The 26,321-nt window shown below is 65.8% G+C and carries 21 protein-coding genes and 2 riboswitches; of the genes, 10 read left to right on the top strand and 11 right to left on the bottom strand.

Features of this window, described 5'->3' with window-relative positions; translation table 11 throughout:
- Positions 1-41: 41 nt before the first annotated feature.
- The 10 genes from ASF16_RS15090 to ASF16_RS15045 all read right to left on the bottom strand — a co-directional run bounded on the left by ASF16_RS15090 (position 42) and on the right by ASF16_RS15045 (position 12,227).
- On the bottom strand, positions 42-3,698 hold the full coding sequence (locus ASF16_RS15090) for a hydantoinase B/oxoprolinase family protein (protein WP_056168561.1): 3,657 nt from the start codon (positions 3,696-3,698) through the stop codon (positions 42-44).
- A 54-nt stretch (positions 3,699-3,752) separates the two neighbouring features.
- Positions 3,753-4,742, bottom strand: a complete 990-nt coding sequence (locus ASF16_RS15085) for a TRAP transporter substrate-binding protein (protein WP_235507386.1) — start codon at positions 4,740-4,742, stop codon at positions 3,753-3,755.
- A gap of 90 nt (positions 4,743-4,832) precedes the next feature.
- On the bottom strand, positions 4,833-5,537 hold the full coding sequence (locus ASF16_RS15080) for an ABC transporter ATP-binding protein (protein ID WP_056168556.1): 705 nt from the start codon (positions 5,535-5,537) through the stop codon (positions 4,833-4,835).
- A 2-nt stretch (positions 5,538-5,539) separates the two neighbouring features.
- Positions 5,540-6,253, bottom strand: coding sequence for an ABC transporter ATP-binding protein (locus tag ASF16_RS15075; RefSeq protein ID WP_056168553.1), 714 nt, complete (start codon positions 6,251-6,253; stop codon positions 5,540-5,542).
- Positions 6,253-7,275, bottom strand: a complete 1,023-nt coding sequence (locus ASF16_RS15070) for a branched-chain amino acid ABC transporter permease (RefSeq protein ID WP_056169318.1) — start codon at positions 7,273-7,275, stop codon at positions 6,253-6,255. The genes ASF16_RS15075 and ASF16_RS15070 overlap by 1 nt, the downstream gene beginning before the upstream one ends.
- A gap of 5 nt (positions 7,276-7,280) precedes the next feature.
- Positions 7,281-8,147 (bottom strand): branched-chain amino acid ABC transporter permease, encoded by an 867-nt coding sequence (locus tag ASF16_RS15065; RefSeq protein WP_056168550.1) that lies wholly within the window; start codon positions 8,145-8,147, stop codon positions 7,281-7,283.
- Positions 8,148-8,179: 32 nt separating this feature from the next.
- Positions 8,180-9,445 carry an ABC transporter substrate-binding protein gene (locus tag ASF16_RS15060; protein WP_056168547.1) on the bottom strand — a complete coding sequence of 422 codons (1,266 nt, stop codon included), beginning with the start codon at positions 9,443-9,445 and terminating at the stop codon, positions 8,180-8,182.
- Positions 9,446-9,494: 49 nt separating this feature from the next.
- Positions 9,495-10,253 carry a putative hydro-lyase gene (locus ASF16_RS15055; protein WP_056169316.1) on the bottom strand — a complete coding sequence of 253 codons (759 nt, stop codon included), beginning with the start codon at positions 10,251-10,253 and terminating at the stop codon, positions 9,495-9,497.
- A gap of 508 nt (positions 10,254-10,761) precedes the next feature.
- Positions 10,762-11,667: a LysR family transcriptional regulator gene (locus ASF16_RS15050; RefSeq protein ID WP_056168545.1), complete on the bottom strand. Its 906-nt coding sequence runs from the start codon at positions 11,665-11,667 to the stop codon at positions 10,762-10,764.
- A gap of 101 nt (positions 11,668-11,768) precedes the next feature.
- Complete coding sequence (locus ASF16_RS15045; protein ID WP_056168542.1) at positions 11,769-12,227, bottom strand: Lrp/AsnC family transcriptional regulator; 459 nt, start codon at positions 12,225-12,227, stop codon at positions 11,769-11,771.
- A 548-nt stretch (positions 12,228-12,775) separates the two neighbouring features.
- Here ASF16_RS15045 and ASF16_RS15040 point away from each other — a divergent pair.
- The 10 genes from ASF16_RS15040 (at position 12,776) to ASF16_RS14995 (ending at position 25,551) form a co-directional block, all read left to right on the top strand.
- Complete coding sequence (locus ASF16_RS15040) at positions 12,776-13,750, top strand: TRAP transporter substrate-binding protein (protein ID WP_056168540.1); 975 nt, start codon at positions 12,776-12,778, stop codon at positions 13,748-13,750.
- Positions 13,751-13,867: 117 nt separating this feature from the next.
- Positions 13,868-14,380, top strand: a complete 513-nt coding sequence (locus tag ASF16_RS15035; protein ID WP_056168538.1) for a TRAP transporter small permease — start codon at positions 13,868-13,870, stop codon at positions 14,378-14,380.
- Positions 14,377-15,672: a TRAP transporter large permease gene (locus ASF16_RS15030; protein WP_056168535.1), complete on the top strand. Its 1,296-nt coding sequence runs from the start codon at positions 14,377-14,379 to the stop codon at positions 15,670-15,672. Before ASF16_RS15035 ends, ASF16_RS15030 begins: the two co-directional genes overlap by 4 nt.
- Before the next feature lie 41 nt (positions 15,673-15,713).
- A riboswitch (glycine riboswitch) is annotated at positions 15,714-15,804 on the top strand.
- 13 nt (positions 15,805-15,817) lie between these two features.
- Positions 15,818-15,953, top strand: a riboswitch (glycine riboswitch).
- Positions 15,954-16,008: 55 nt separating this feature from the next.
- Positions 16,009-17,151, top strand: coding sequence for a glycine cleavage system aminomethyltransferase GcvT (gene gcvT, locus ASF16_RS15025; protein ID WP_056168531.1), 1,143 nt, complete (start codon positions 16,009-16,011; stop codon positions 17,149-17,151).
- Between the two features lie 105 nt (positions 17,152-17,256).
- Positions 17,257-17,631 carry a glycine cleavage system protein GcvH gene (gene gcvH / locus ASF16_RS15020; RefSeq protein WP_056168529.1) on the top strand — a complete coding sequence of 125 codons (375 nt, stop codon included), beginning with the start codon at positions 17,257-17,259 and terminating at the stop codon, positions 17,629-17,631.
- Positions 17,632-17,705: 74 nt separating this feature from the next.
- A complete protein-coding gene (gene gcvP, locus ASF16_RS15015) occupies positions 17,706-20,615 on the top strand; it encodes an aminomethyl-transferring glycine dehydrogenase (protein ID WP_056168526.1) in 2,910 nt (969 codons plus the stop codon).
- A 702-nt stretch (positions 20,616-21,317) separates the two neighbouring features.
- Positions 21,318-21,722, top strand: a complete 405-nt coding sequence (locus tag ASF16_RS15010) for an FKBP-type peptidyl-prolyl cis-trans isomerase (protein WP_056168522.1) — start codon at positions 21,318-21,320, stop codon at positions 21,720-21,722.
- Positions 21,723-21,733: 11 nt separating this feature from the next.
- A complete protein-coding gene (locus ASF16_RS15005; protein ID WP_082516939.1) occupies positions 21,734-22,831 on the top strand; it encodes a MerR family transcriptional regulator in 1,098 nt (365 codons plus the stop codon).
- Between the two features lie 49 nt (positions 22,832-22,880).
- Positions 22,881-24,167, top strand: a complete 1,287-nt coding sequence (locus tag ASF16_RS15000) for an acyltransferase family protein (RefSeq protein ID WP_056168519.1) — start codon at positions 22,881-22,883, stop codon at positions 24,165-24,167.
- Positions 24,157-25,551, top strand: coding sequence for an MFS transporter (locus tag ASF16_RS14995; protein WP_082516938.1), 1,395 nt, complete (start codon positions 24,157-24,159; stop codon positions 25,549-25,551). Before ASF16_RS15000 ends, ASF16_RS14995 begins: the two co-directional genes overlap by 11 nt.
- Positions 25,552-25,620: 69 nt before the next feature.
- Here ASF16_RS14995 and ASF16_RS14990 read toward each other — a convergent pair whose 3' ends face one another.
- Entirely contained in the window at positions 25,621-26,292 is a 672-nt protein-coding gene (locus ASF16_RS14990; protein ID WP_056168516.1) for an NAD(P)H-dependent oxidoreductase, read from the bottom strand.
- Between the last annotated feature and the right edge of the window lie 29 nt (positions 26,293-26,321).

The raw sequence follows: 26,321 nt of genomic DNA, 5'->3' as shown, positions 1-26,321 counted from the left end.
CATGCAGGCCCTTTTTCATGGCGCGGGCCCGCAGGCCCGGTTCACTCAGCGGCCACGCATTCGCCGAACCCGCCACCGCCCGGGGTGGAGATCTCGAACACATCGCCCGGCTGCATCTGCGCGGCGCCGATGTGGCCCAGCTCCTCGACCTGGCCGTTCGCGCGCAGCACCCGGTTGGCGCCTGCGCGGCCCGGCTGGCCGCCCGCCATGCCGAAGGCGGGGTTGAGCCGCCCGTTGGACAGGATGCTGGCCGTCATGGCCTCCAGAAAGCGCACGCGCCGCACGCCGCCGTCACCACCGGCCCAGCGCCCGGCGCCGCCTGACCCACGCTGGATCTCGTAGCTGTCGAGCACCACCGGGAAGCGGAACTCCAGCACCTCGGGGTCCGTGAGGCGCGAGTTGGTCATGTGGGTCTGGACCACGCTGGTGCCGTCGAACCCGCGCACCGCGCGGCCTGATGCATCGAACACCGCACCCGCACCGCTGCCGCCCGCGATGGTTTCGTAGTACTGGTACTGCGCGTTGCCGAAGGTGAAGTTGTTCATCGTGGGCTGGCTGCCCGCCATCACGCCCAGGGCGCCGAACAGCGCATTGGTGATGCAGGTGGAGGTCTCCACATTGCCCGCCACCACCGAGGCCGGCGGGTTGGGGTTGAGCATGGAGCCCTGCGGGATGATGACCTGCAAGGGCTTCAAGCACCCGGCGTTGAGCGGAATATCGTCGTCCACCAGCGTGCGGAACACGTACAGCACCGCGGCCATGCACACCGCACGCGGCGCGTTGAAGTTGTTGGTCTGCTGCGCGCTGGTGCCCGCAAAGTCGATCACCGCGCTGCGCTCGGCCACGTTGACCTTGACCGACACGCTGATCTGCGCGCCGTTGTCGAGCGGCAGGGTGAACTGCCCGTCCTTGAGCTGCGTGATCACGCGGCGCACCGACTCTTCGGCGTTGTCCTGCACATGGCCCATGTAGGCCTGCACGACCTCCAGGCTGAACTGGTCCACCATTTTCGACAGCTCCTGCACGCCCTTCTCGTTGGCCGCGATCTGCGCGCGCAGGTCGGCCAGGTTCTGCTGGGGGTTGCGGCTGGGGTACTGGGTGGTGCCGCCGCCCGTGGCCAGCAGCGTGCGCACCTCCTCTTCCAGGAAGATGCCGCGGTCCACCAGCTTCACGTTGTTGATCTGCACGCCCTCCTCGTCGATGCGCGTCGAAAACGGCGGCATGGAGCCCGGCGTGGTGCCGCCAATGTCCGCATGGTGGCCCCGGCTGCCGACGTAGAACGTGGGCTCTGCGCCCGCGGCCACGTAGACCGGTGTGATCACCGTCACATCGGGCAGATGGGTGCCGCCGTGGTAGGGGTCGTTGAGCATGAACACATCGCCCGGGTGCATCTTGCCGGTGTTCTCGCGGATCACGGTCTTGATGCTCTCGCCCATCGAACCCAGGTGCACCGGCATGTGCGGCGCGTTGGCAATGAGGTTGCCGGCAGCATCGAACAACGCGCAGCTGAAGTCCAGGCGCTCCTTGATGTTCACCGAATAGGCCGTGTTCTGCAGCTGCAGGCCCATCTGCTCGGCGATGTTCATGAACAGGTTGTTGAACACCTCCAGCAGCACCGGGTCCACCGTGGTGCCGGCGGCGTACTGGACCTTGCGCGCGGTCACGCGGTCCAGCACCAGGTGGTCCAGGTCGGTCAGGCGCGCCGACCAGCCGGGCTCCACCACGGTGGTGGTGTTCTTCTCGGCAATGATCGCGGGGCCCGGGACCACGTCGCCGGGGTGCAGGTCCTCGCGCACCACCAGGGCTGCGTCATGCCACTCGCTGCCCGAATACATCTTCACCGTTTCGCGCAGCGGGTGCTTGCGGTGGGGGTGCAGCGGCAAGCGTGGCTCTGCCGGTGCATCGCCGGCGATCACCGCCTCGACCGACACGGCCTCCACCACCAGGCCCTTGCCCACCATCAGGAAGGCGAAGCGCTGGCGGTACGCCGCCTCGAAGGCGGACTGGATGGCCGCCATGTCGCCAAACGGCACGATGAGCGCGGAGTCGGTGCCCTCGTAGCGCACATGCACGTTGTGGCGCACCTGCACTGGGTTGGCGCTGACCTGCTGGCGCTCCAGCTCGGCCTGGGCGGCAGAGCCCAGTGCGTCCAGGCGCTCGGCAATCAGGGGCAGCACTTCGGTGGCCAGCGGCATCTCCACCGCCTGCTCTCGGATCACGTTCTGGTCCGCCAGGCCCATGCCGTAGGCGCTGAGCACGCCCGCCAGCGGATGTACGAACACCCGCGTCATGCCCAGCGCATCGGCCACCAGGCAGGCATGCTGGCCGCCCGCGCCGCCAAAGCACTGCAGCGTGTAGCGCGTGACGTCGTAGCCGCGCGCCACGCTGATCTTCTTGATCGCGTTGGCCATCTGCTGCACGGCGATCTGGATGAAGCCTTCGGCGACTTCCTCGGGCTTGCGCTGGGTCTGCGTGGCGATGTCCTGAAAACGTGCGCGCACCGCGTCGGCATCCAGCGTCTCGTTGGCGGCCGGGCCGAACACGCTGGGGAAGTAGCGTGGCTGCACCTTGCCGACCATCACGTTCGCGTCCGTCACGGCCAGCGGGCCGCCGCGGCGGTAGCTGACGGGGCCGGGGTTGGCACCCGCGCTCTCCGGGCCCACCCGGAACCGCGATCCGTCGTACGCCAGCACCGACCCGCCGCCGGCTGCCACCGTATGGATGCTCATCATGGGTGCGCGCATGCGCACGCCGGCCACATGGGTTTCAAACTCGCGCTCGAACGCACCGGCGTAGTGGCTCACGTCGGTGGACGTGCCGCCCATGTCGAAGCCGATGACCTTCTCATGCCCCGCCAGTCCTGCCGTGCGCGCCATGCCCACGATGCCGCCGGCCGGGCCGGACAGTATGGCGTCCTTGCCCTGGAAGGTGCCCGCATCGGTGAGGCCACCGGACGACTGCATGAAGAACAGCTTGACGCCCGGCATCTCGCTGGCCACCTGGTCCACGTAGCGGCGCAGGATGGGCGAGAGGTATGCATCCACCACCGTGGTGTCGCCGCGGCTCACGAACTTCATCATGGGGCTGGTTTCGTGCGATGTGCTGATCTGCGTGAACCCGACCGACCGCGCGATGCGCTGCGCCGCCTTTTCATGCTGCGCGTAGCGGTAGCCGTGCATGAACACGATGGCCACGCTGCGCAGGCCGCGCGCGTAGGCTGCCAGCAAATCGCCGCGCAGCGTGGGCTCGTCCAGGGGCAGCATCACGCTGCCGTGCGCACCCATGCGTTCGCGGGCCTCGATCACCTCGGTGTAGAGCAGCTCGGGCAACTGGATATGGCGGTCGAACAGGCGCGGACGGTTCTGGTACGCAATGCGCAGCGCATCGCGAAAGCCGCGCGTGGTGACCAGCAGCGTGGGCTCGCCCTTGCGCTCCAGCAGTGCATTGGTGGCCACGGTGGTGCCCATCTTCACGCACTCGACCTGGGCGGGCGTCACCGGCTCGCCGGGCTTGAGCCCCAGCAGGTGGCGTATGCCCGCCACCGCGGCGTCCTTGTACTGCTCGGGGTTCTCGGACAGCAGCTTGTGGGTGGTGAGCGAGCCATCGGGCCGCTTGGCCACGATGTCGGTGAAAGTGCCGCCCCGGTCGATCCAGAACTGCCAGCGGGGCGTGTGTGTGGGGGGTGTCAGGCTATTCATGGTGTGATGGTTCCGACAGTTGAGAAAGGGAAAAACGGAATGCCGCAGCGCCTTTCAGCGCTGCGTGTAGTACGGAATGAAAAGCTGGTTGGCCTCGCTGCCCACCGATCGCACCCACTCGCGCGAGAAGCGTTCGCCCAGCCGCTTGAGTTCGGCGTTGAGCTCGGCGGTGGGGCGCTCCACCTTGATGCCCTTGCGCTGCAGTTCGCCGACCGACTCCTGCGCGATGGCCTCGCTCATCGCCCAGCCGCGGGTCTCCGCCTCGGCTGCCGCCTTGGTGACGGCCTGGCGCACGGGTGGCGGCAGCGCGTCGAACGCCTGCTGGTTGACGAACACGATGTTCTTGGGGAACCACGCGTCGATGCCGTAGTACTGGCGGATCTGGCCCCAGACCTGGTTCTCCACGCCGGTGAGGGCTGAGGTGATCATGGAGTCGAGCTGCCCGCCGGCCAGCGCCTTGTTGACCTCGACCATGGGCACGTCCACCGGCGTGGCGCCCAGCAGCTCGGCAATGCGAACGGTGGCGGGGTTGTAGGTGCGCATGCGGGTGCCCTTGAAGTCGGCGGACGACTTCACGGGCGCCACGGAGAACAACCCCTGCGGCGGCCACGGCACCGCGTACAGGGCCTTGAGCCCCTTGCGCGCGAAATGCCCCTCGATCAGCGGCCGCTGCAGTCCCCACATGCGCCGCGCGTCGGCATAGCTGTGCACCACGAAGGGCACGGCATCGGCCCCTGCGATGGGCATCTCGGCCACGAGGCTGGTCATGATGGTCTCGCCTGCCTGGACCTTGCCGCCCTGCACTGCCGCAGGAATGTCGGCCAGCTTGGCCAGCGTGTTGTTGGCGTGCACCTCGATGTGCAGGGCGCCCGCGGACGCGGTCTGCACCTCTTGTGCGAACTGCACCAGGTTGCGCGTGTGGAACGACTCGGCGCGGTAGCCCGTGGCCAGTTTCCATTGCACCGGGGTCTGGGCCTGGGCCTGCAAACCGAAGGCGCAGCCCATCCCCGCCGCACACAGTGCGGTCATCCAAATAGTTTTCACAGGAACTCCTGGCAGGTGGGTCGACTGGCTGGCGGGGCGTGGCAGATGGGTCGTGGCTGGTGGGGCACGCAGGCGCGCGGACGCGCGAGCTCAAAGGCCCAGGTACGCCTTCTTGACGCCTTCGTCGTGCAGCAGCGTCTGGGCGGGGCCTTCCATGGCGATGCGCCCGGTCTGGATCACATAGCCGCGGTGGGCAATCGCCAGCGCCTTGTGCAGGTTCTGCTCCACCAGCAAGATGGAGACACCCTTGGCGTTGATTTGCTGGATGACGTCCAGCACCTTGGTCACGAACTTGGGCGCGATGCCCCAGGAAGGCTCGTCCAGCATCAGCAGCTTAGGCCGCGCCATCAGACCGCGGGCGATGGCCAGCATCTGCTGCTCGCCGCCGCTCATGGTGCCGGCAAGCTGCGTCGCACGCTCCTTGAGGATGGGGAACAGCCCGAGCATCTCGTCGATGCTGCTGGCCACCTCGTGCTTGTCGGTGCGGGTGAACGCCCCGAGCTCCAGATTGCGCAGCACCGTGAGGCGCGGGAACAGCCGGCGCCCTTCGGGCACCAGCGACAGCCCGAGCGACACCCGCTTGTGGGCTGGCAGCCCACCGATGGATTGGCCGTTGAAGGACACGTCGCCCGCTGCGGCAGCGTTGAGGCCTGCCACCGCGCGCAAGGTGGTGGACTTGCCGTTGCCGTTGCCGCCCACCAGGGCCACGATCTCGCCGGCCCCCACGGTAAGACTCACGTCCGAGATGGCCAGCACGTCGTCGTAGCAGACCTTGAGGTTTTGGATGTCGAGCATTTTCATTCGTCTCCCAGGTAGGCGGAGATGACGTGCGGGTCGCTGGAGACCTGTTTCGGCGTGCCCTCCGCGATCTTCACGCCCCGGTCCAGCACCACGATCTTGTCGGCGATGGGCATGATGCCCTCGAGCACGTGTTCCACGATCAGGCAGGCGATGCCCCGCTCGCGGATCTTGAGCACCACGTCCACGGCTTCGCGCACTTCGGACGGGTTCAATCCCGCCATCACTTCGTCCATCAGCAATATCTGCGGCTCGGTGGCCAGCGCGCGGGCCACCGCCAGGCGGCGCTGCTCGCTGATGGTCATGCTGCCCGCAGGCTTGTCGGCAAAACGGTGCAGGTTGACGAACGCCAGCCACTGCATCGCCGAAACGCGGGCCTTGGCCACGTTGTGCTGCAGCAGCATGGCGCCGGTCATGACGTTCTCGCACGCCGTCATGCTGGTGAAGCTGCGCGCCACCTGAAAAGTGCGCGCCACGCCGGCCCGGGCGCAGGCCTCGGGCGGCAGGCCGGCGATGTTGCGCCCGCCCAGCAGGATGCTGCCCTCGGTGGGTGCGAAGTAGCCCGCTACGCAGTTGAACATGGTGGTCTTGCCCGCGCCGTTGGGACCGATCAGGCCCACGACGGTGCCCTTGTCCACATCGAACGAGACGTCCTGGTTGGCGGTCAGCCCGCCAAAGCGCTTGCTGACTTGTTTGACTTCGAGCAGTTTCATCAGACCTCTCCCTTTGCCGACTGCATGGGTGCAGCGCCTGCTGCATGCTCGGCCACCTGGCGCGATGCGTCGGCACGGGCCGCCCGCCGCTCCTTGAAGCTCTTGACCCATCCGAGAATGCCCATGGGGTAGTACACGGCGATCAGGATGATCATGGTGGCGTAGATGATCACGTCCGTACCGCGGCCCGTGCCACCGAAGACGATGCGTGTGAATTCTTCGATGCTGGTGAGCACGATGGAACCCACCACCGGACCGAACAGCGTGCCCACCCCGCCCAGGATAGCCACCAGGGCCATCTTGATCGACAGCGCCGTGGACAGCACCGAGCCCGGGTCGATGAACAGCTCCTTCTGGGCATACAGGCTGCCACCCAGCGCCGCGAAGAAGGCGCTCAGCGACAAGGCGACCTGCTTGTAGCGGGCGATGTTGATGCCCACGCTGCGCGCAGCATCGGGCTCGTCCTTGATGGCCCGGAAGTAGTAGCCCAGGTAGCTGCGCTCCACCCACCAGTTGGCGGCCAGGGTCAGCACCAGCAGGCCCAGCGCCAGCCAGTAGTACGGCAGCTTGGTGGCGAAGTTCATCCACAGCCAGCCCTGCTTGTCCATGGGCACGTACAGGCCCACGGCGGCGCCGCCGTATTCCCACTCGTTGAAGAATATCTGCACCAGCTCGGCCACGGCAATGGTGGCCATGGCGAAGTAGTGGCCCTTCAAGCGAAAGCACGACCAGCCGAACGCCAGGCTGAGCAAGGCCGACAGGGCCCCGCCGATCAGCGCGCCGATCCACGGGTTGACGCCGAACTTGAGCAGCAGCAGCGTGGAGGTATAGGCCCCCAGCCCGAAGAACGCGGCATGGCCCAGGGACACCTGCCCGGCGTAGCCGCCGAGCATGTTCCACGCCACGCCCAGCTGGGCGGCCATGAGAACCAGGATGGCCATGTTCAGGTGCGACGCATCCACGAAGGACGGCAGCGCCAGGGTGGCCAGCAGCAGCGCTGCGATAAGGATTGAGTTTTTCATGGTGATCACGCCTTGCCCATGAGGCCTTGCGGGCGGAACATCAGCACTCCGAGGAAGAGCACCAGCACCACCGCGGTCTTGTATTGGGGCCCGAGCAACAGGCCCCCCATCACCTCGATCACGCCGACCAGAATCCCGGCCCAGAACGCACCGGTGATGCTGCCGAAGCCGCCCAGGTTCACCACCACGAAGGCCAGCAGGATGAAGTTCGCGCCGACGTCCGGAAAGATGGGAAAGAAGGTCGACAGCAGCACCCCGGCAGCGCCGGCGCAGGCAGCTGCCACGCCCCAGGCCAGCGCAAACATCTTGTGCGAGTCGATGCCCATCAGGCGCGCGGCTTCCTTGTCGGACGCGGTGGCTTCCAGCGCCGCTCCCAGGCGCGTCTTGTTGAGGAAGAAGTAGATGAGGCCCGTGATGACGATGGCCCCGATGCCCGCCACCAGCTGGGGCTGCCCGACCTGCACGCCGAAGCCCTTGACGGTGCCGCTGACCAGCGAGTTCTCGATGGAGCGGAAGTCGGGCTTCCAGAAGAACTGGGCCACGCCGCGCAGCAAGATCATGATTCCGAAGGTCGTGAAGATCTGCGAGAGCATGGGCGCATTGATGATGCGCACGATCACGAACTGGTACAGCAGCACACCGAACGCAAACAGCATGAGGACCGTGAGCGGCAGGGTATAGAGGGGGTCGAGCGCGTACAGCGAGAACATCCAGAACGCCGAGTACATGCCCAGCATCAGGAACTCACCGTGCGCGAAGTTAACGATGTCCATGACCCCGAAAATCATGGTCAATCCGATCGCAACCAGCGCATATATCAACCCGATCATCACGCCCGAGGCCAGCGTCTGAAACAGAATTTCCGCAGTCATGGTTTTCTTTCAGGATTCAGCCCGTGGGGCCTTCACTTGCGCTGGTCCCACTTGGGCATGGGCCACACCACTTCGCGGGTCGCCATGTTGAAGGGCCAGACCGTGTGGTACTTGCCGTCGATGATCTGCACCAGGATGCCGCGGCCCAGCGTGTTCTGGCCCGAGGTGTCGAACTTCACGCCCTTCCACGGCATGATGATGTCGTCGGCCCGGATGTTCGTCTGCGTGAGCGCGGTGCGGACGGCCTCGGGCTCGGTGGAGCCCGCACGGTTGATCGCATCGGCCATCACCATCAGCCCGGTGAAGGTGCGCGAGCTGTTGCCGGTGAAGTTGATCTTGTAGCGCTTCTGGAACAGGTCGTTCACTTCCTTGATCATCGGGTTGCGCGTGGCCAGGTCCAGCGCCCAGGTCTCGCGGGTGATGATGAAGTCGGCATCCTTGCCCAGCGTCCTGATGAAATCGGTGTCGGTGAACCCCGCGTTGTTGGCCAGAATCATGTCCGGCGAGAAGCCCAGTTCCTTGTACGTCTTGATGGACATGATGGCGTCTGCCGTATAGGACGACTGCAGCACCAGGTTGGGGTTGGCCGCCTTCAGGGTCTGCACCTCGGACGTGAGCTGCGTGGTCTTGGCCGGGTAGGACACCTGCTTGACGATGTTCTGGCCGAACTCTGTCGCCAGCTTGGTCTGCAGCTTGGTCGTCTCGGCGCCCCACAAGCCGTTCTCGTTGAGCGATGCGATCACCTTGGGCTTGATGCCCCGCTTGGCCTCGAACTCCTTCAAAAACTCGAACGCGTTGTGCACGAACAGATCGTCATGCGGCGTGGTGCGGAAGAACCACTTGAAGTTGCGCTGCGTGAGCGAGGCCGAGGACGACTCGGGGTTCAGGAACGGAATGCCGGCCCGTTCGGCCACCTGGCTGGCCGTGGCCGTGACGTTGCTGTTGTACGAACCGATCAGGGCGACCACCTTTTCCTGGGTGATCAGGCGCTCGGCTTCCGTCGCGCCGATCTGCGGGTTGGACTGGTGGTCGGCGAACACGAGCTTGATCTTGGCGCCCTTGAGGTTGGGCAGGCCCTTGCCAGCCGCGAACGGCAGGTTGGGGACCGAGGGAGCACCGTTGTTGACGATGTCGGCGGCCAGCTCCAGCGCACTGCGCAGCTCGGCGCCCACGGCCGCGCCGGTGCCGGTCAGCGGGTAGATCACGCCGATCTTGACTTCCTGCTGCGCATGGGCGGCCAAGGTCATGCAGGCGCCACCGATAGCCGCGGCCACACGGGCCCAGAGGGTCTTTTTCATCTCAGATACTCCTTTGAAAGGTTGAAGGATTCGTCGCGGGGTGAAGAACTCAGAAAGACGCGAGGTGGTGGTTGAGCAACGAGGTCACCAACATGGCCCCGGGTGCATGCGTGATGCAGAACGCAGGCTGCGCGGTCAGGATGGCCGACTGGGGGGTGACGCCACAGGCCCAGAAGACAGGGATGTCGCCGGGGGCCAGCTCCACCGCGTCGCCGTAGTCGGGCCGGGCCAGGTCCTTGATGCCGATGAGCGACGGGTCGCCGATGTGCACCGGCGCGCCGTGCACGTTGGGAAAGCGCGAGGTGACCTGCACCGCCCGGATGACATCGGCCGCGGGCATGGGCCGCATGGACACGACCATGGCGCCGCTGAAGGGACCGGCAGGCTCGGTCGCGATGTTGGTGCGGTACATCGCCACGTTGCGGCTCTCGTCGATGTGGCGCAGGCGGATGCCGGCCTCCTGCAGCGCATGCTCGAACGAGAATGAGCAGCCCAGCACGAAGGTCACCAGGTCGGGGCGCCACAGGTCCGTGATGTCGGCGACTTCGTCCTTGAGCTCGCCGTGGCGCCAGACGCGGTACATCGGCACATCGCTGCGGATGTCGATGTCCTCGCCCAGGCTGGGCAGGCCCACCTGGCCGGGCTCGCCCACGGCCAGCACCGGGCAGGGCTTGGGGTTGCGCTGGCAAAAGCGCAGGAAGTCGCCGGCCAGCGCCTCGGGCAGGATGACGAGGTTGCCCTGCACATGGCCATGCGCCAAGCCACTGGTGTGCAGGGTCCACAGCCCTTTGCGAATGACGCCGCGCACATGGGCTGCGTCGCCGTGGCCCTCAGGGCCGAAGGCTGCCAGTGTGTTTTTTGCTTCCGGTTCCACCGTGTTTCCTCGCATCGAAAAATGTCAAATGCATGACGATGGGAGGATTGTGTTGGCGGGGTGCGAGCACTGGCAAATTCAAAAATTTTCTCTCACTTCATCGATTTTTTCGATGCACTACGCTGGAGCACACTTCACCCAACTTGGTGCTCAGTGAAAACCCTAGGCCCCTGGAATCCGCACCGTCGCGCGCCTGGCCGATACCGCCGCAAGCCCCGTGCGGCGGGCTTTTGTGGCCGATGGTGATGGCGCGCCATCCAGACGATGCCGGCCGCACCCGGGCTTGTGCGTGCCGATGGCATGCACCAACAGCAGGCACTGGAACGCGATGGAGACCATTGGAGAGTGCGCGCGGCAGCCACGCAGCGCACCCCAAAGGCTTGCGCAGCGCGCAGGCCACCGCCGTGGCGACGCGGGAGACGCGCCGTCCGTCAGCTTGGCTTCAGGTTTTGGCGCGCACCTTGGTGCGTTCGGACTGCAGTTCGAGGAACGCCATGGCCGAGCGCACCACGCTGTCGACCGGGGTGGACGGGTCTTCGCGGTAGCTCAGGTGGATGGGCAAGGGCCGCAACTCCGTGTCGCAGGCCAGCGCCCGCAGGTCCGGAAACGCCAGCAGCCGCTGCACGGCGTGGCGCGGCAAGGTCGCGATGCCGAAGCCGCCCTGCACCAACTGCACCATGGCCGAGATGGACGAGATGGTGTGCACGCGGCGCGGCTCCACCTGGGCCTGGCGCAGCGCATCCAGCAACGTTACGTGCGGGTGCGAGCCGCGCTGGAAGGTCAGGATGTCCATCTCGGCAAAATCCGCCAGCGCGTAGCGCCGCTTGCGGTGCAACTTGCTGTTGCCGACGAACACCATCTCCATGGGCGCCAGGGCCTGGGTGCGGATGCCTTCGGCGGACGCCGGCAGCGCTGCAAACACCGTGTCCAGCGCGCCGCGGCGGATCTGGTCCAGCAGCACGGGCGTGGTTTCCATGGTGAGTTCAAGCTCCAGCGCCGGGTTGTCCTTGCGCAGTTGCTCGATCCACGGAATCAGCCAGGAGTGCAGCACCGACTCGATCGCGCCCAGGCGGATGGACACCTCCATCGGCCCGCCCGACCCCATCTCGGCCTTCAGCTGGCGCTGCAATTCCAGCATGCGCTTCGCATAGGTCAGAAACCGCGTGCCCGCCACCGTGAGCTTGAAGCGCTTGTCGCTGCGGTCCAGCAGCAGCACGCCCAGCTCTTCCTCCAGCGCCGCCACGCGGCTGGACATGGCCGACTGGGTGAGGAACAGTTTTTCGGCGGCGCGCGTCACGCTGCGCAGAGAGGCGACCCAATAGAAGGCTTCGACGAAACGCAGGTTCATGGTGTGTGGCGCCGTACTGGCGGTGTGGACGGTGTGTGCGGCGGCTGGATTCTGCACCTGTGCCAGCCCGCAGAGCAGCGAACGTGCCAGCGCCTTAGGCCTTAGTCCACGTAGAGCGGCATGTCGGCCTTTTTCAGCGTGCGCAGCACGAAGCTCGAGCGGCTGTGGCGTATGCCCTTGATCTTGTAGAGCTTCTCGCGCAGCAGGCGCTCGTAGTCGCGCGTGTCCTTGACCACCACGCGCAGCAGGTAGTCGTAGTCGCCTGAGACCAGGTGGGCTTCGATCACCTCCGGAATGCTGGCCAGCGTCTCGCCGAACTTCTCCAGCGTGTTGTCCGAGTGGCTGTCGAGCGTGACCTGCACCAGCACCGTGTCGGACAGGCCCAGCGCCTGCGGGTTGAGCCGCACGGTGTAGCCCTGGATGACACCGGCCTCTTCCATCTTCTTGATGCGACCCCAACACGGCGAAGGGCTCAGGCCGACGGCCTGCCCGATCTCCTGCAGACTGGCGCGCGCGTCGCCCTGCAGCACAGCGAGAATTTTTCTGTCTAAACGGTCCATGCTGCGGATTATTCCTTGAACTGCGCAAATACAGAAGGATTTTCTGCAACAGCCGACTTTTGAAGCAAAGAACAGCAAGAACTACTGAGCCTTGCCGCGCATACTTCATCCATCAAGGCGTTCTTACCGGAGCGCACGAACTGACAGGGCCCCGGACCGGTTACCGCCGGACCGGGGCACTTGGCAAGACGGCAGTGGCGGCACACGCCCTTGCGCTTCACCGACTCACCGCGCCACGGGCACCCGCCGCGGAGTCTCACATCACGGGCCGGTGCCGCTCCATCAGAGCGGCACCTCGCCGCACGCCAGCCCGACTTCCATGGCGCCGCCCGCCTTCACCTGTCCTGTCGCCCGCGCGACGCGTGCACTGGTGCCGCGAAGCCCGTGGCGACTGCCTTGTTTAGTAAGCACGCTTACCAGCACAAACCCCGATGCCCTGCGGCATGTTGCAGCGCCATAATTTTTGAGTCCGTGGCACTGGCTGCGCGAAGCCTCCAGCGACAGGTACGCAGGCGACCACGGCAAGAACCACATATACAGGAGACACCATGCAACTGACTTCTCTCGCCGCGGGCCTGGGCCTTGCGTTCGGCTTGATCGCCACGGCCGGCGCGCAGACCACGACGCTCAAGATCGGCTACGCCACGGCGCCCGATTCGCACTATGGCGTGGGCTCCAAGGTGTTCTGCGATGAAGTCGAAAAAGGCACGCAGGGGCGCTACAAGTGCCAGTACTTTCCCAACTCGGCGCTGGGCGGCGAGCGCGAGCAGATCGAGGCCATCCAGCTCGGCACGCAGGACCTGGTGAACACCTCCACCGGCCCTGTGGGCAACTTCGTGCCCGAAGTGAAGATCGTGGACATTCCGTTCCTGTTCCGCGATTACGACCATGCACGCAAGGTGATGGACGGCCCCATCGGCCAGGACATCCTGACCAAGTTCCCGAGCAAGGGCATCATCGCGCTGGCCTGGACCGAAAACGGCTTTCGCCACATGACCAACAGCAAGCGCGACATCGTCAAGCCCGAGGACGCCAAGGGCCTGAAGATGCGCACCATGGAGAACAAGGTGCACATGGACGGCTACCGCACCTTCGGCATCCTGCCCACGCCCATGGCCTTCCCCGAGCTGTTCGGTGCCATGCAGCAGGGCACGGTGGACGGCCAGGAGAACCCTATCCCGGTGATCCTGTCGGCCAAGTTCTCGCAGGTGCAAAAGCACCTGTCGCTGACCGGCCACGTGTACTCGCCCGCGCTTCTGCTGCTCTCGCCCAAGGTGTGGAACAAGCTCAACGATGCCGACAAGAAGGTCTTCACCGACGCCGCCAAGAGCGCTTCGGTGGCGCAGCGCAAGAAGGTCAACGACGATGAGAACAACGGCATAGCGCTGCTTGAATCGCAAGGCATGAAGGTCACGAAGACGGTGGACGGCGCAGCCTTCCGCGAAGCGCTCAAGCCGGCGTATGTGGGCTATGCCAAGGAGTTCGGGGCCGACAACATCAAGAAGATCCAGGACGTTCGTTAACCCGAGCAGACAAACTCCAACCGTTCACGCTGAGCCTGTCGAAGCGCCGCGCAAGGCTTCGACAAGCTCAGCCCGAACGGTTTTTTTTCGCTTTCAGCCAGAACCGAGAACAACACCGTGAAAGCCTTCGAACGCTATTTCCTTGCCGCCAACCGCTGGGCGCTGATCCTGCTGCTGGCGGCCATGTCGATCATCATCTTCACCAACGTGGTGATGCGCTACGTAACCCACAACTCGCTGGAGTGGGCTGAAGAGGTCTCGCGCCACATGATGATCTGGCTGACCTTCCTGGGCGCGGGCCCGGTGCTGCGCTACGGCGGCCACATTGCGGTGGAGAACCTGCAGGACGCCCTGCCCCGCGCCGGCGGCATTGCCATCCGCGCGGTGGTGGCCGCGCTGCTGTTCGCTTTCTTCGGCTTCATGGTCTGGTACGGCTGGCTGTACATGCAGCGCACCATGTTCCAGATGACGGCCGTGACGCAGGTGCCCTTCGCCTACATCTACAGCGCCATGCTGATCGGCGGGGTGTTGCTCATCGTGCACTTTGCGTTCGTCGTGCGTGGCTATGTGCTCGACCGCACCTTCGCGGCCGATGAGCACTTCGACGCTAATGCGAGTGCCTCCCTATGAGCGCGTCCATCATCCTCATCGTTTCGGCCTGCCTGTTCCTGGCCATCGGCGTGCCGGTGGCGTTTGCCCTGGGCCTGGCCACCGCGGCCACGCTGATCCTGGCCGAGAGCTACCCGCTGATGGTGCTGCTCAAGGAGACCTTCACCGGCATCGACAGCTTTCCGCTGATGGCCGTACCGTTCTTCATTCTGGCGGCCGAGCTCATGAGCGGCGGGTCGTTGACCGAGGTACTGCTGCGCTTCGCAGGCCAGTTTGTGGGCCACAAGCGTGGCGGGCTGGGCTACACCAACGTGGTGTCGCTGACGTTCTTTTCGGGCATCTCGGGCTCGGCGCTGGCCGATGCGGCCGGCCCGGGCTCGATGCTGATCCGCATGATGGACAGGGCGGGCTACGACCGTTCGTATGCAGCGGCGCTCACCGCGTCCACTGCCATCGTGGGGCCCATCATTCCGCCGTCCATCATCATGATCATCTATGCGCTGCAGGATGAAACGGTGTCGGTGGGTGCGCTGTTCGTGGCCGGCCTGCTGCCGGGCCTGCTGATCGCGGTGGCCATGTGCATCGTGAACTTCCATGTGTCGAAGAAGCGCAACTACAAGGGCGACGGCAAGATGCCGCCCATGGCCGAGATCCTGACCACCACCTGGAAGGCGCTGCCCGCCATCTTGCTGCCCGTGGTGATCCTGGGCGGCATGCGCGCGGGCTGGTTCACGCCCACCGAGGCCTCGGTCGTGGCCGTGTTCTACGCGCTGGTGTGCGGCAAGTTCGTCTACCGCACGCTGCAGTGGAAGGCGCTGCCTGACATCCTCGCGCGCTCGGCCCTGCTGTCGGCGTCGGTGCTGATCATCATCGGGCTGTCGGCCGCATTCGCGTGGATTTTGACCATCGAGGGCATTCCGCAGCAGATGGCCGAGTGGCTCATCAGCATGAACCTGTCGCCCTGGATGTTCCTCATCATCGTCAACATCTTCTTGCTGCTGTTCGGCATCTTCATCGAGCCGCTGCCGGGGGTGATGGTGCTTGCGCCCATCCTCGCGCCCGTGGCAGTGAAGCTGGGCGTGGACCCGGTGCACTTTGCGATGATCGTGATCTACAACCTCACGCTCGGGATGATCACGCCTCCGGTCGGAGGGCTACTCTTCGTCACCTGCAACGTCTCGCGCGTGCCGATGTCGCAACTGGTGCGCGAGCTGGTGCCCTTCCTGTGGGCGCATGGCGTGGTGCTGGTGATGCTGACCTTCATCCCGCAACTGTCCACCTGGCTGCCGAAGGTGTGGGGGTTCATCAAGTAGCGGGGCTTTCCAGCGGGGGTGCCACGCGCCAGCGGATATACTGGCGCCCGTCAGGAGAGAGCCCCCTTCGCGGGGGCCGCCGAAGGCGCAGGGACAACCCGAACGCTCAGGCAAAAGGACTGGCAACCGCCCGCAGTGATGCGGGCGTTTCCTTGCTGGAGAGAGATGGACCGCCGGGCACACCATACCCACCGCGGCACCCATCCACCGAAGGAGCAAGCCGCACGGCCAGCCAGGGCGCTGCGGTGAATCTCTCAGGTAAAGCGGACAGCAGGGCAAATACCGTGGCCTGGTACAGGCTGCGGCTTTCATTTGCCTTGTCCTGAGAAGCCCGCCATGTCAGCCACCGCTCCCCTGCTCACCACGCCCCTGAACGCACTGCACATCGAGCTGGGCGCCCGCATGGTGCCGTTCGCCGGCTATTCCATGCCCGTGCAGTACCCGGCCGGCCTCATGGCCGAGCACCTGCACACCCGCACCGCAGCGGGGCTGTTCGATGTCTCCCACATGGGCCAGCTCAAGCTCGTCGGCCCGGACGCTGCGGCCGCCTTCGAAACCCTGATGCCGGTCGATGTGATCGACCTGCCCGTGGGCAAGCAGCGCTACGGCCTGCTGCTGACCGATGAGGGCACGGTCATCGACGACCTGATGTTCTTCAACCAGGGCACGGTCGAAGGCGAGCCCACCCTGTTCGTCATCGTCAACGGCGCCTGCAAGGTGGGCGACATCGCCCACATAGAGGCCCGCATCGGCCAGCGCTGCCAGGTGGTGCCCATGCCCGACCATGCGCTGCTGGCGCTGCAAGGCCCGCAGGCGGTCACCGCCCTCGCCCGCCTGGCGCCGGGTGTGGACCAGCTGGTGTTCATGACCGGCGGCGCGTTCGACATTGCGGGCTGCGACTGCTTCGTCACCCGCAGCGGCTACACCGGCGAAGACGGCTTTGAAATCTCGGTGCCCGCAGCCCAGGCCGACACCCTGGCGCGCGCACTGCTGGCCCAGCCCGAAGTCAAACCCATCGGCCTGGGCGCGCGCAACTCGCTGCGCCTGGAAGCGGGCCTGTGCCTGTACGGCAACGACATCGACACCACCACCACCCCGCCCGAAGCGGCCCTGAACTGGGCCATCCAGAAGGTGCGCCGCACCGGCGGCGCACGGGCGGGGGGCTTTCCGGGCGCGGACAAGATCCTCGCGCAGATCGACAACCCCGCCACCCTGCAACGCAAGCGCGTCGGCCTCGTGGCGCTGGAACGCGTGCCCGTGCGCGAGCACACCGAACTGCAGAGTACCGACGGCCAGAAGATCGGCGAAGTCACGAGCGGCCTGCTCGGCCCCACGGTGAACGAGCCCGTGGCCATGGGCTACGTCGTCCCTGAATTCGCGGCCATCGGCACGCGCTTGAACGCCATCGTGCGCGGCAAGGCCGTGCCGATGGAGGTGCGTGCCATGCCTTTCACCCCCGCGCGCTACTACCGCGGCTGAACCACCGCATTCGTTTGCCGCGCATTGCATCGCCTGCGCCCCAGCCCGGCTACAGTGGCAGCTGGCATCGGCACTTTTTTAGACAACCCTTTTTCTGGAGCCCCCATGACTGTCAAGTATTCCAAGGACCACGAGTGGATCGACATCTCTGACCACGAAGCCGCCACCGTCGGCATCACGCTGCATGCGCAGGACGCGCTGGGCGACGTGGTGTTCGTGGACCTGCCCGCCGTCGGCACCACCTTCACCCAGGGTGAAGTGGCCGGCGTGGTCGAGTCCGTCAAGGCCGCGGCCGACGTGTACATGCCCGTCACCGGCGAGATCGTCGAAGTGAACGAGGCGCTGCGCGCCGACCCGTCCCTGGCCAACAGCGACCCGATGGGCGCTGGCTGGTTCTTCAAGGTCCACGTGACCGACATGACGCAGTTCGACGCGCTCATGGACGAGCCGGCCTACGCCGAGTTCGCCAAGAACGCCTGATCGGACTGCCCCTCCCTTCGCGGCCCGGCAGCCACCTGCCGGGCCATGTGTCCCCGCCCTTGCCGCCGCCGCCGATGACCTCCCAAGCCCCCCTGCCCTCCCTCGCCGCGCTCGAGAACGCCACCGAATTCCTGCCCCGCCACATCGGCATCGACGCTGCGGATGAAACCCACATGCTGTCGGTGATCGGCGAGGCCTCGCGCAGCGCCCTCATCGAAAGCATCGTGCCGCGCTCCATCGCGCGCACCACGCCCATGGACCTGCCCCTGCCCGTCACCGAAGCGGCAGCGCTGGCCGAGCTCAAGGCGATTGCGGGCAAGAACAAGGTCCTGCGCAGCTTCATCGGCCAGGGCTACTACGGCACGCACACGCCGGGCGTCATCCTGCGCAACATTCTGGAGAACCCCGCCTGGTACACCGCCTACACGCCCTACCAGGCCGAGATCTCGCAAGGCCGTATGGAGGCCTTGGTCAACTTCCAGACCATGGTGTGCGACCTGACCGGCATGCCCATTGCCAACGCATCCATGCTGGACGAAGCCACCGCCGCCGCCGAGGCCATGACCCTGGCCAGGCGCTCAGTCAAATCCAAGAGCAATGTCTTCGTGGTGGCGGGCGACGCGCACCCTCAGACCATCGAAGTCATCCAGACCCGCGCCAAGCCCCTGGGCCTGGAAGTGCGCCTGGCCAACTCAGCCGAGGAATGGAACGACCTGCTGGCCGGCGACTACTTCGCCGTGCTGGCCCAGTACCCCGCCACCAGCGGCCGCATCGAAGACCTGCGAGCCGATGTGGAAAAAGCCCACGCCAAGCAGGCCGCCTTCATTGTGGCCGCCGACCTGCTGGCGCTGACGCTCATCACGCCGCCCGGCGAATACGGCGCCGACATCGTGGTGGGCACCACGCAGCGCTTTGGCATGCCCATGGGCGCGGGCGGCCCGCACGCTGCCTACATGGCCTGCCGCGACGAGTTCAAGCGCAGCCTGCCCGGCCGCCTGGTGGGAGTGAGTGTGGACGTGCACGGCAAACCCGCCTACCGTCTGGCCCTGCAGACGCGCGAGCAGCACATCCGCCGCGAGAAAGCCACGTCCAACATCTGCACTGCGCAGGTGCTGCCCGCCGTCATCGCCAGCATGTACGCCGTGTACCACGGCCCCGAAGGCCTGCAACGCATCGCCCAACGCGTGGCCAGCTACACCGCCATCCTGGCCCAGGGCCTGGTGCAGTTGGGCGCGCCGGTACGCCCCCAAGCCACCTTCGACACGCTGAGCCTGCATACCGGTGATGCTACCAAATCGATAGCTGCTCGCGCAGTCCAGGCGGGCGCCAACCTGCGCATTTACTTTGAAGAGTACCTGTGCATCTCGCTGGACGAGACCACCACGCGCGCGGACATCGAGCTGCTGTGGAAGGTCTTCGCCCAGGACGGCCAGGCGCTGCCCACGTTCGACGCGTTCGAGAACGGCGTCGAGCCGCTGATCCCGGCTGCACTGCGCCGCACCAGCAGCTACCTCACGCACCCGGTGTTCAACACCCACCATTCCGAAACCGGTATGCTGCGCTACATCCGCCAGCTGTCCGACAAGGACCTGGCGCTGGACCGCAGCATGATCCCGCTGGGCAGCTGCACCATGAAGCTCAACGCCACCAGCGAGATGATCCCCATCACCTGGCCCGAGTTCGCGCACATGCACCCCTTTGCGCCCGCCGACCAGCAGACCGGCTACCGCGAGCTGGACGAGCAGTTGCGCGCCTGGCTGTGCCAGGCCACCGGCTACGCCGGCATCAGCCTGCAGCCCAACGCCGGCAGCCAGGGCGAATACGCGGGCCTGCTGGCCATCCAGGCCTACCACCGGGCGCGCGGCGAAGGCCACCGCAACATCTGCCTCATCCCCAGCAGCGCACACGGCACCAACCCCGCCAGCGCGCAAATGGTGGGCATGCAGGTGGTGGTGACAAAGTGCGATGACAACGGCAACGTGGACCTGGCCGACCTCAAGGCCAAGTGCGAGCAGCACAGCGGCAGCATTGCCTGCGTGATGATCACCTACCCCAGCACGCACGGCGTATTCGAGACCCAGGTCAAGGAGCTGTGCGCCCTGGTGCACAGCCACGGGGGCCGCGTGTACGTAGACGGCGCCAACATGAACGCCCTGGTGGGCGTGGCCGCCCCCGGCGAGTTCGGCGGCGACGTGAGCCACCTGAACCTGCACAAGACCTTCTGCATCCCCCACGGCGGTGGCGGCCCGGGCGTCGGCCCCGTGTGCGTGGTCGAAGACCTCGTGCCCTACCTGCCCGGCCTGCCAGGCCAGGGCGACCAGCCGCTGTCCCCCGCCGACGGCAAGGTGGGCCCGGTTAGCGCAGCCCCGCTGGGCAACGCCGCTGTGCTACCCATCAGCTGGATGTACATCCGCATGATGGGCGCCGAAGGCCTGCAGGCCGCGACCGAGACGGCCATCCTGTCTGCCAACTACATCAGCGCGCGCCTGAAGGACCACTACCCCACGCTGTACGCCAGCGCCAACGGCCATGTGGCGCACGAGTGCATCCTGGACCTGCGCGGCCTGAAGGAGACCAGCGGCGTGATGGCCGAGGACGTCGCCAAGCGCCTGATCGACTACGGCTTTCATGCGCCCACGCTGAGCTTTCCCGTGCCCAACACGCTGATGGTGGAGCCCACGGAGAGCGAGACGCTGTTCGAGATCGACCGCTTCATCGACGCGATGATCGCCATCCGCGAAGAGATCCGCCAGATCGAGGCGGGCAAACTGCCGCAGGACAACAACCCGCTGAAGAACGCGCCGCACACGGCGGAGAATCTTCTGACCGGCGAGTGGGCCCGCCCGTACACGCGCGAAGCTGCTGCCTACCCTGTGGCGGCCCTGCGACAAGGTAAGTACTGGTCGCCTGTGGGACGCGTGGACAATGTGTATGGGGATCGGAATCTGTTCTGCAGTTGTGTGCCGGTAGGTGACCTGGCGTAAGCCAAATATCGCGCACCGCACCCAAGCCTGGGCTATCACAAGGACTCTCATTCTGCAGACCATCTTCACACAATGAGTAAGTCACAACCGTCTGTTTTGCCTATCCGAACGGTCTGTCGGGACGGCCAAAAGCTCCGTTGCGCGTTCACCGCATTGACTGTGCTTCTTGCCCTCTCGATCACTTCAATTGCAGACGCGGCTGACAGCTATCACGCGTTGGTAGCGCCCTGCAAGAGCGTCCTTCACGACTCCGATTTCGAATTGAATATTCCGATCGCCGAAGGTCAACGTCGGGTCCGCGCCACTTGCGAGACACGGCAGGTTTCGTCGGGTCCGAAAAAACGCCATCGCACTCAAATGGAGGTACGGTTCAACTGTCGCACGGCTCCCGCAAAGCCAGGAGATGAATCCACTGAGTTCTACGCAAGAAAGATCCTCTACTTCACATTGCGCAAGTCGGAGTGGCGCATTGAGTCCGCTGAGCTCAATCTGACTGGAATTCCGCCAACCCCATCAGCGATTCAGACGGAAAAAATACCAACAGCATCACTGGGTCCTCTGCTACCTCAAGCAACCGCATGTCTTGGGTCGCCATGACGCCGTGAGACTCACCAACGGGTCAAACACACTGCGGCAATATGCAATGCGCTAAAAGCGAAAGGCCCTAACATCAGGCCTTTGTTTTTTCCTGGAGTTTTCTTCATGCGTGTTCTTCTCGCACTGCTCGCCTCTCTTGCCTTTGCCCCAGTTGCTCAGGCACAAACCGCCCAGCCCGTCACCACCGCCAGCGGCCTGGTGTTTGAATCCTTGAAGGAAGGCTCAGGCGATTCGCCCAAGTCCACCGACACCGTGAAGGTGCACTACAAGGGCACATTCCTCGACGGCAAGGAGTTCGACAGTTCCTACAAGCGCGGCGAGCCCACCGAGTTTCCGCTCAACCGCGTGATCCCCTGCTGGACCGAAGGTGTGCAGCGCATGAAGCCCGGCGGCAAGGCCAAGCTGACCTGCCCACCTGCCATTGCGTACGGCGCTGCGGGCGCAGGTGGCGTGATTCCGCCCAACAGCACGCTCAACTTCGAGATCGAACTGATCTCGGTGCGCAAGTAAGAAGAAGACCCATGCTGCTGAAGGTCGGTGATCTCGCGCGGCGCACCGGCCTCACGGTGCGCACGCTGCACCATTACGACGAGATCGGGCTGCTCAAGCCTTCGGGCCGGTCGGACGCGGGCTATCGGCTGTACAGCCAGGCCGACGTGCAGCGGCTGCACGGCATCCAGACGATGCGGCAGATGGGCTTGGCGCTCAGCGACATCGGCGACCTGCTGGTGGGCGACACGATGGCGCCCGAACGCATCATCGGCCAGCAGATCCGCGCGCTGGACCAGCAGATATCGCAGGCCACCGAACTGCGGGGGCGCTTGACCATGCTGCGCGACGGGCTCATGGCGGGGGCCGAGCCCGACATGGGCAACTGGCTCGAAGCGCTGGCGCTGATGACCACCTACGGCAAGTACTTCAGCTCGGCCGAGCTCAAGCAGATCTTCACCAACTGGAGCCTGATCGAGTCCGATTGGCTGGTGGTGAAGGAGCTGGTGCAGAGTGCCATGGACCGCCAGTTGCCACCCGAAGACCCCGAGGTGCAGGCGCTGGCATACCGCTGGATGGCGCTGATGCTGCACTGGATGGGCGGCGACATGGACCTGCTGGAGCGCTGGGGCCACATGTTCCGCACCGAGCCCACGACCCATGGCCGCAACCATGCGCCGCCGGGCGAGATGATCGAGTACGTCGAAGTGGCCATCAAGCTGCGCATGAACCTGCTGGACAAGTACCTGACCCGCGACGACCTGCGCGCGCTGGGTCATGTATCCCACACGCAGTGGGCGGCGCTGGAAGACTGGGTGCAGCAACTGCTGGCGCGCGGCGTGGCCCCGCAGCACGCTGACGGTGCGGCCGCCGTGCGGCACTGGGACGCCTTGTTCAACCAGCTGACTCGCAGCGACGCCGCACTGCGCCAAAAGCTGCTCACCGCGTCGATGCAGGAGCCCTTGCTGCAGGCGGGCTCGCCGCTGAGCGCGCCCGTGCGGGCCTACCTGCACGCCGCGCTGGCCCACGGTCATGCGCACACCCATGCACACGGCACAGCAGCGGATGCGAAGACGGCGGCGAAAGCGTCCTCGCCACCCCAACGCAAAAAAGCAGCAAAAATCGCTTGACCCTCACGCAACGTGAGGCTTGACAGTCGGTCTCTTGATTGACCGACACATGACTGCTGACCCCTCCCCCTCTCCCGCCGCGGCCTCCGGGCGCCTGCACGCGCTGGACCACCTGCGCGCCACCATGATGTGGCTGGGCATCGTGCTGCACGCCTCCATTGCGTACATGGCAGCACCGTCGCCCCTGCCGTGGCACGACGACCTATCCACGCCGGTGGCCGACCTGCTGGTGGCGGTGATCCATGCGTTTCGCATGCCGCTGTTCTTCATCCTGGCGGGCTTCTTCGTGGCGCTGCTGGTGCAACAGCGCGGCCTGGCCGGCATCGCACGCCACCGGGTGCGCCGCCTGGGCCTGCCGTTAGTGGTGTTCTGGCCGCCGCTGTTCATCGCCACGGCGCTGCTCGGGCTGATGTTCCTGCACCGCATGGCCCACGGTACCTGGGGGGTCTGGGGGTTGGACCGCAGCCTGCTGCCGCGCGGCCCCAATGTGCCGCAGGGACCGCCCACCATGCACCTGTGGTTTTTGTGGATGCTGCTGTGGCTGACCTTGCTCACCCCGCCGGTGTGGGCTGCGGCCCGTGCGCTGCCCCAGGCGGTGCAGCGCACGCTGCAGGCTGCGGCGGCATGGCTGTGCGCATCGCCGCTGGGTGGCGTGCTGCTCACGCTGCCGCTGGCGTGGATCGGCGCGCAGTACGACCACGGCATCGTCACGCCCAGCGGGTCGTTTCTGCCGCCGCTGGCGGAATGGGTGCACAACGGATTGTTCTATGCGTTCGGCCTGTGCCTGTACAGCCAGCGGCGGCTGCTGATGGCGCGCTATGAGCGGCATTGGCCGGTGTTCGCCGCTGCGGGGCTGGCGTGCTTCGTGGTGAAGGGCGTCCTGTCAGAGGCGCTGGCCCAGCCCGAAGCATCGGCCTTTGCGCTGGTGCTGCTGACGGGCGGCTTCACCGACGTGCTGGCCGCGCCCGTGTCGGCGACGCGGCATCTGCAGTTCTGGATGGCGCTGGCCTACAACGCCGCGTCGTGGCTGTGGAGCTTTGCGCTCATCGGCCTGTTTCTGCGGCATGTGGCGCGGCCCCGGGCCTGGCTGGCCTACCTGGCAGACAGCGCGTACTGGGTGTACCTGGTGCACCTGCCGCTGACAGTGGGCTTTGGCGCGCTGCTGTATGGCGTGCCGATCCCTGCAGTTGCCAAGATTTTTCTCAACGTGCTGGCGACCACGGCCCTGTGCCTGGCCAGCTACCACCTGTGTGTTCGCTTTACCGCGGTGGGCCAGTTGCTCAACGGCCACCGCCATTCCCGTCCCTACTCTGGAGAACCTGCCCATGCCCACTGACACCCCCACCCGCGACAACCCGCCGCCGCGCGCGGAGCAAGCCCGGCCCGGGCCGGCCAACCCGGCCGGCCCGGACCAGCGCGCCGCATTGCTCAAGGACCGCAACTTCCGCTGGCTGACCGGCGGCGCTTTCCTGTCGATGCTGGGCGACCAGTTCACGCTCATCGCCCTGCCCTGGCTGGTGCTGCAGATGACCGGCGACACCCTGGTGCTGGGCACCGTGTTGGCGCTCATCAGCGTGCCGCGCGCGCTGTTCATTCTGATCGGCGGCGCGCTGGTGGACCGCCATTCGCCCAAGCAGGTGCTGATGATCACCAAGTACATCAACCTGGTGCTGCTGGCCGTGCTGGCCGCCCTGGTGCTCGCTGGCAGCCTCACGCTGTGGATGGTGTATGCGCTGTCGCTGGGCATTGGCCTGGCCACGGCGTTCAGCATTCCCGCGGGCGTCGCGATGATGCCGCACGTGGTGGCCCGCCACCAGCTGCAGGCCGCCAATGGCGTGAACCTGGGCCTGCGCCAGCTCACGATGTTTCTCGGGCCGCTGCTGGCGGGCGTGCTGATCGCGCTGTTCGGGGATGCCACCGCAGCGCACCCCAGCGGCGGCAGTGAAGCGCGCGCTAACGCCACCGGCATCGGCCTGGCGTTTGCGCTCGATGCGCTGAGCTTTGCGGTGTCGGCCTGGACGTTAGCCCAGGTGCGCACGCTCGGCGGTGGCGGTGCACCGTCTGCCGCAGCACCTGCAGCACCACCACAGGCCGTGCTGGCATCGGTGGCGCAGGGCCTGGTGCACTTCTGGCGCGACACCGAACTGCGCACCTGTTTTCTCTACTGGAGCGCGATTGCGCTGTTCATCATGGGGCCCATCCACATTGCCATTCCGGTGCTGGCCAGCAGCGCGCCCGGGCTGGGCGCGGCCGCCTTCGGCATCATCGTGGGCGCGCATGGCGCAGGCACGCTGCTCGGCATGGTGGTGTCGGGCATGGTGCCGAAGCTGCGCATCGGCAGCCTGGGCATGACCATTCTCGCGTTTGACGCGATCATCGGCGCGCTGTTCATGCCCATGGGCCTGATCACCGCCGTGTGGCAGGGGGCTGCGCTGATGCTGGCCATCGGCCTGTTGGGCGGCTTCATGCAGGTGAGCGTGTTCACCTGGATCCAGCAGCGCGTGCCGCCCATGCTGCTGGGCCGCGCGATGAGTCTGTTCATGTTCATCTTCATGGGCCTGGCGCCCATCTCTGCCGCCGTCACCGGCTGGTTGATGAAGAGCGTCACGCTGACCCAGCTGTTCGTTGCCAGCGGCGGCACGCTGGTGGTGCTGGCTGCGCTGGCCCTGGTGCTGACGCCCATGCGCCGCGTGACGGATGCGGCACCCGTGGCCCGCTGAGCGCCGCTTCATGAAAAATGCCGGGCGTGTGCCCGGCATTTTTTTTATGGGTCGCCTGAAGCCTCAGGTTCAGACCTCGGTCACAAACTGTTCGCGGGGGCGGCGCACCTTCTTCAGGTTCACCAGCCAGTCGCCTTCTTCAGCGCGGTAGCCCAGTGGCAGGATCGACACGCTGCGCAGGCCGCGTGCCCGCAGGCCCAGGATCTCGTCCAGGGCGTTGGGGTCGAACCCTTCCATGGGGGTGGAGTCCACTTGCTCGAAGGCGGCAGCGATCAGGGCGGCGCTCAGGCCGATGTAGGCCTGGCGGGCAGCGTGCTGAAAGTTCACCTCGGCATCGCGCTGGGGGTAGCTGTTCAGCAGCATCTGGCGGTAGTTCTCCCAGCCTTCGTTCTTGAAGCCGCGCTGGTCGTTGGTCAGGTCGAACATCATGTTGATGCGATCGGCCGTGTAGTTGTCCCACGCGGCGAACACCAGCAGGTGCGAGCCGTCGGTGATCTGGGCCTGGTTCCAGGCGATGGGCTGGATCTTGGCGCGCACTGCGGGGTCGGTCACAACGATGATCTCGAACGGTTGCAGACCGCTGGACGTGGGGGCCAGGCGTGCGGCCTCCAGGATGCGCTCGACCTTGTCTTGCGGAACCTTCTTTTCGGGGTTCAGCTTCTTGGCGGCGTAGCGCCATTGCAGTTGGTCGAGCAGCGGCTGTGCAGCGGCTGAGGTGGTGGTGTTGTTGGCAGTGGTCATGTTGGAATAGTCCTGTGATCTGGGCCGTG

The sequence above is a fragment of the Acidovorax sp. Leaf78 genome (genome assembly GCF_001422735.1).
Lineage (GTDB): Bacteria > Pseudomonadota > Gammaproteobacteria > Burkholderiales > Burkholderiaceae_C > Acidovorax.
Note: the sequence above shows the minus strand (reverse complement) of the source record. Positions and strands in the feature narration are given on the sequence as shown.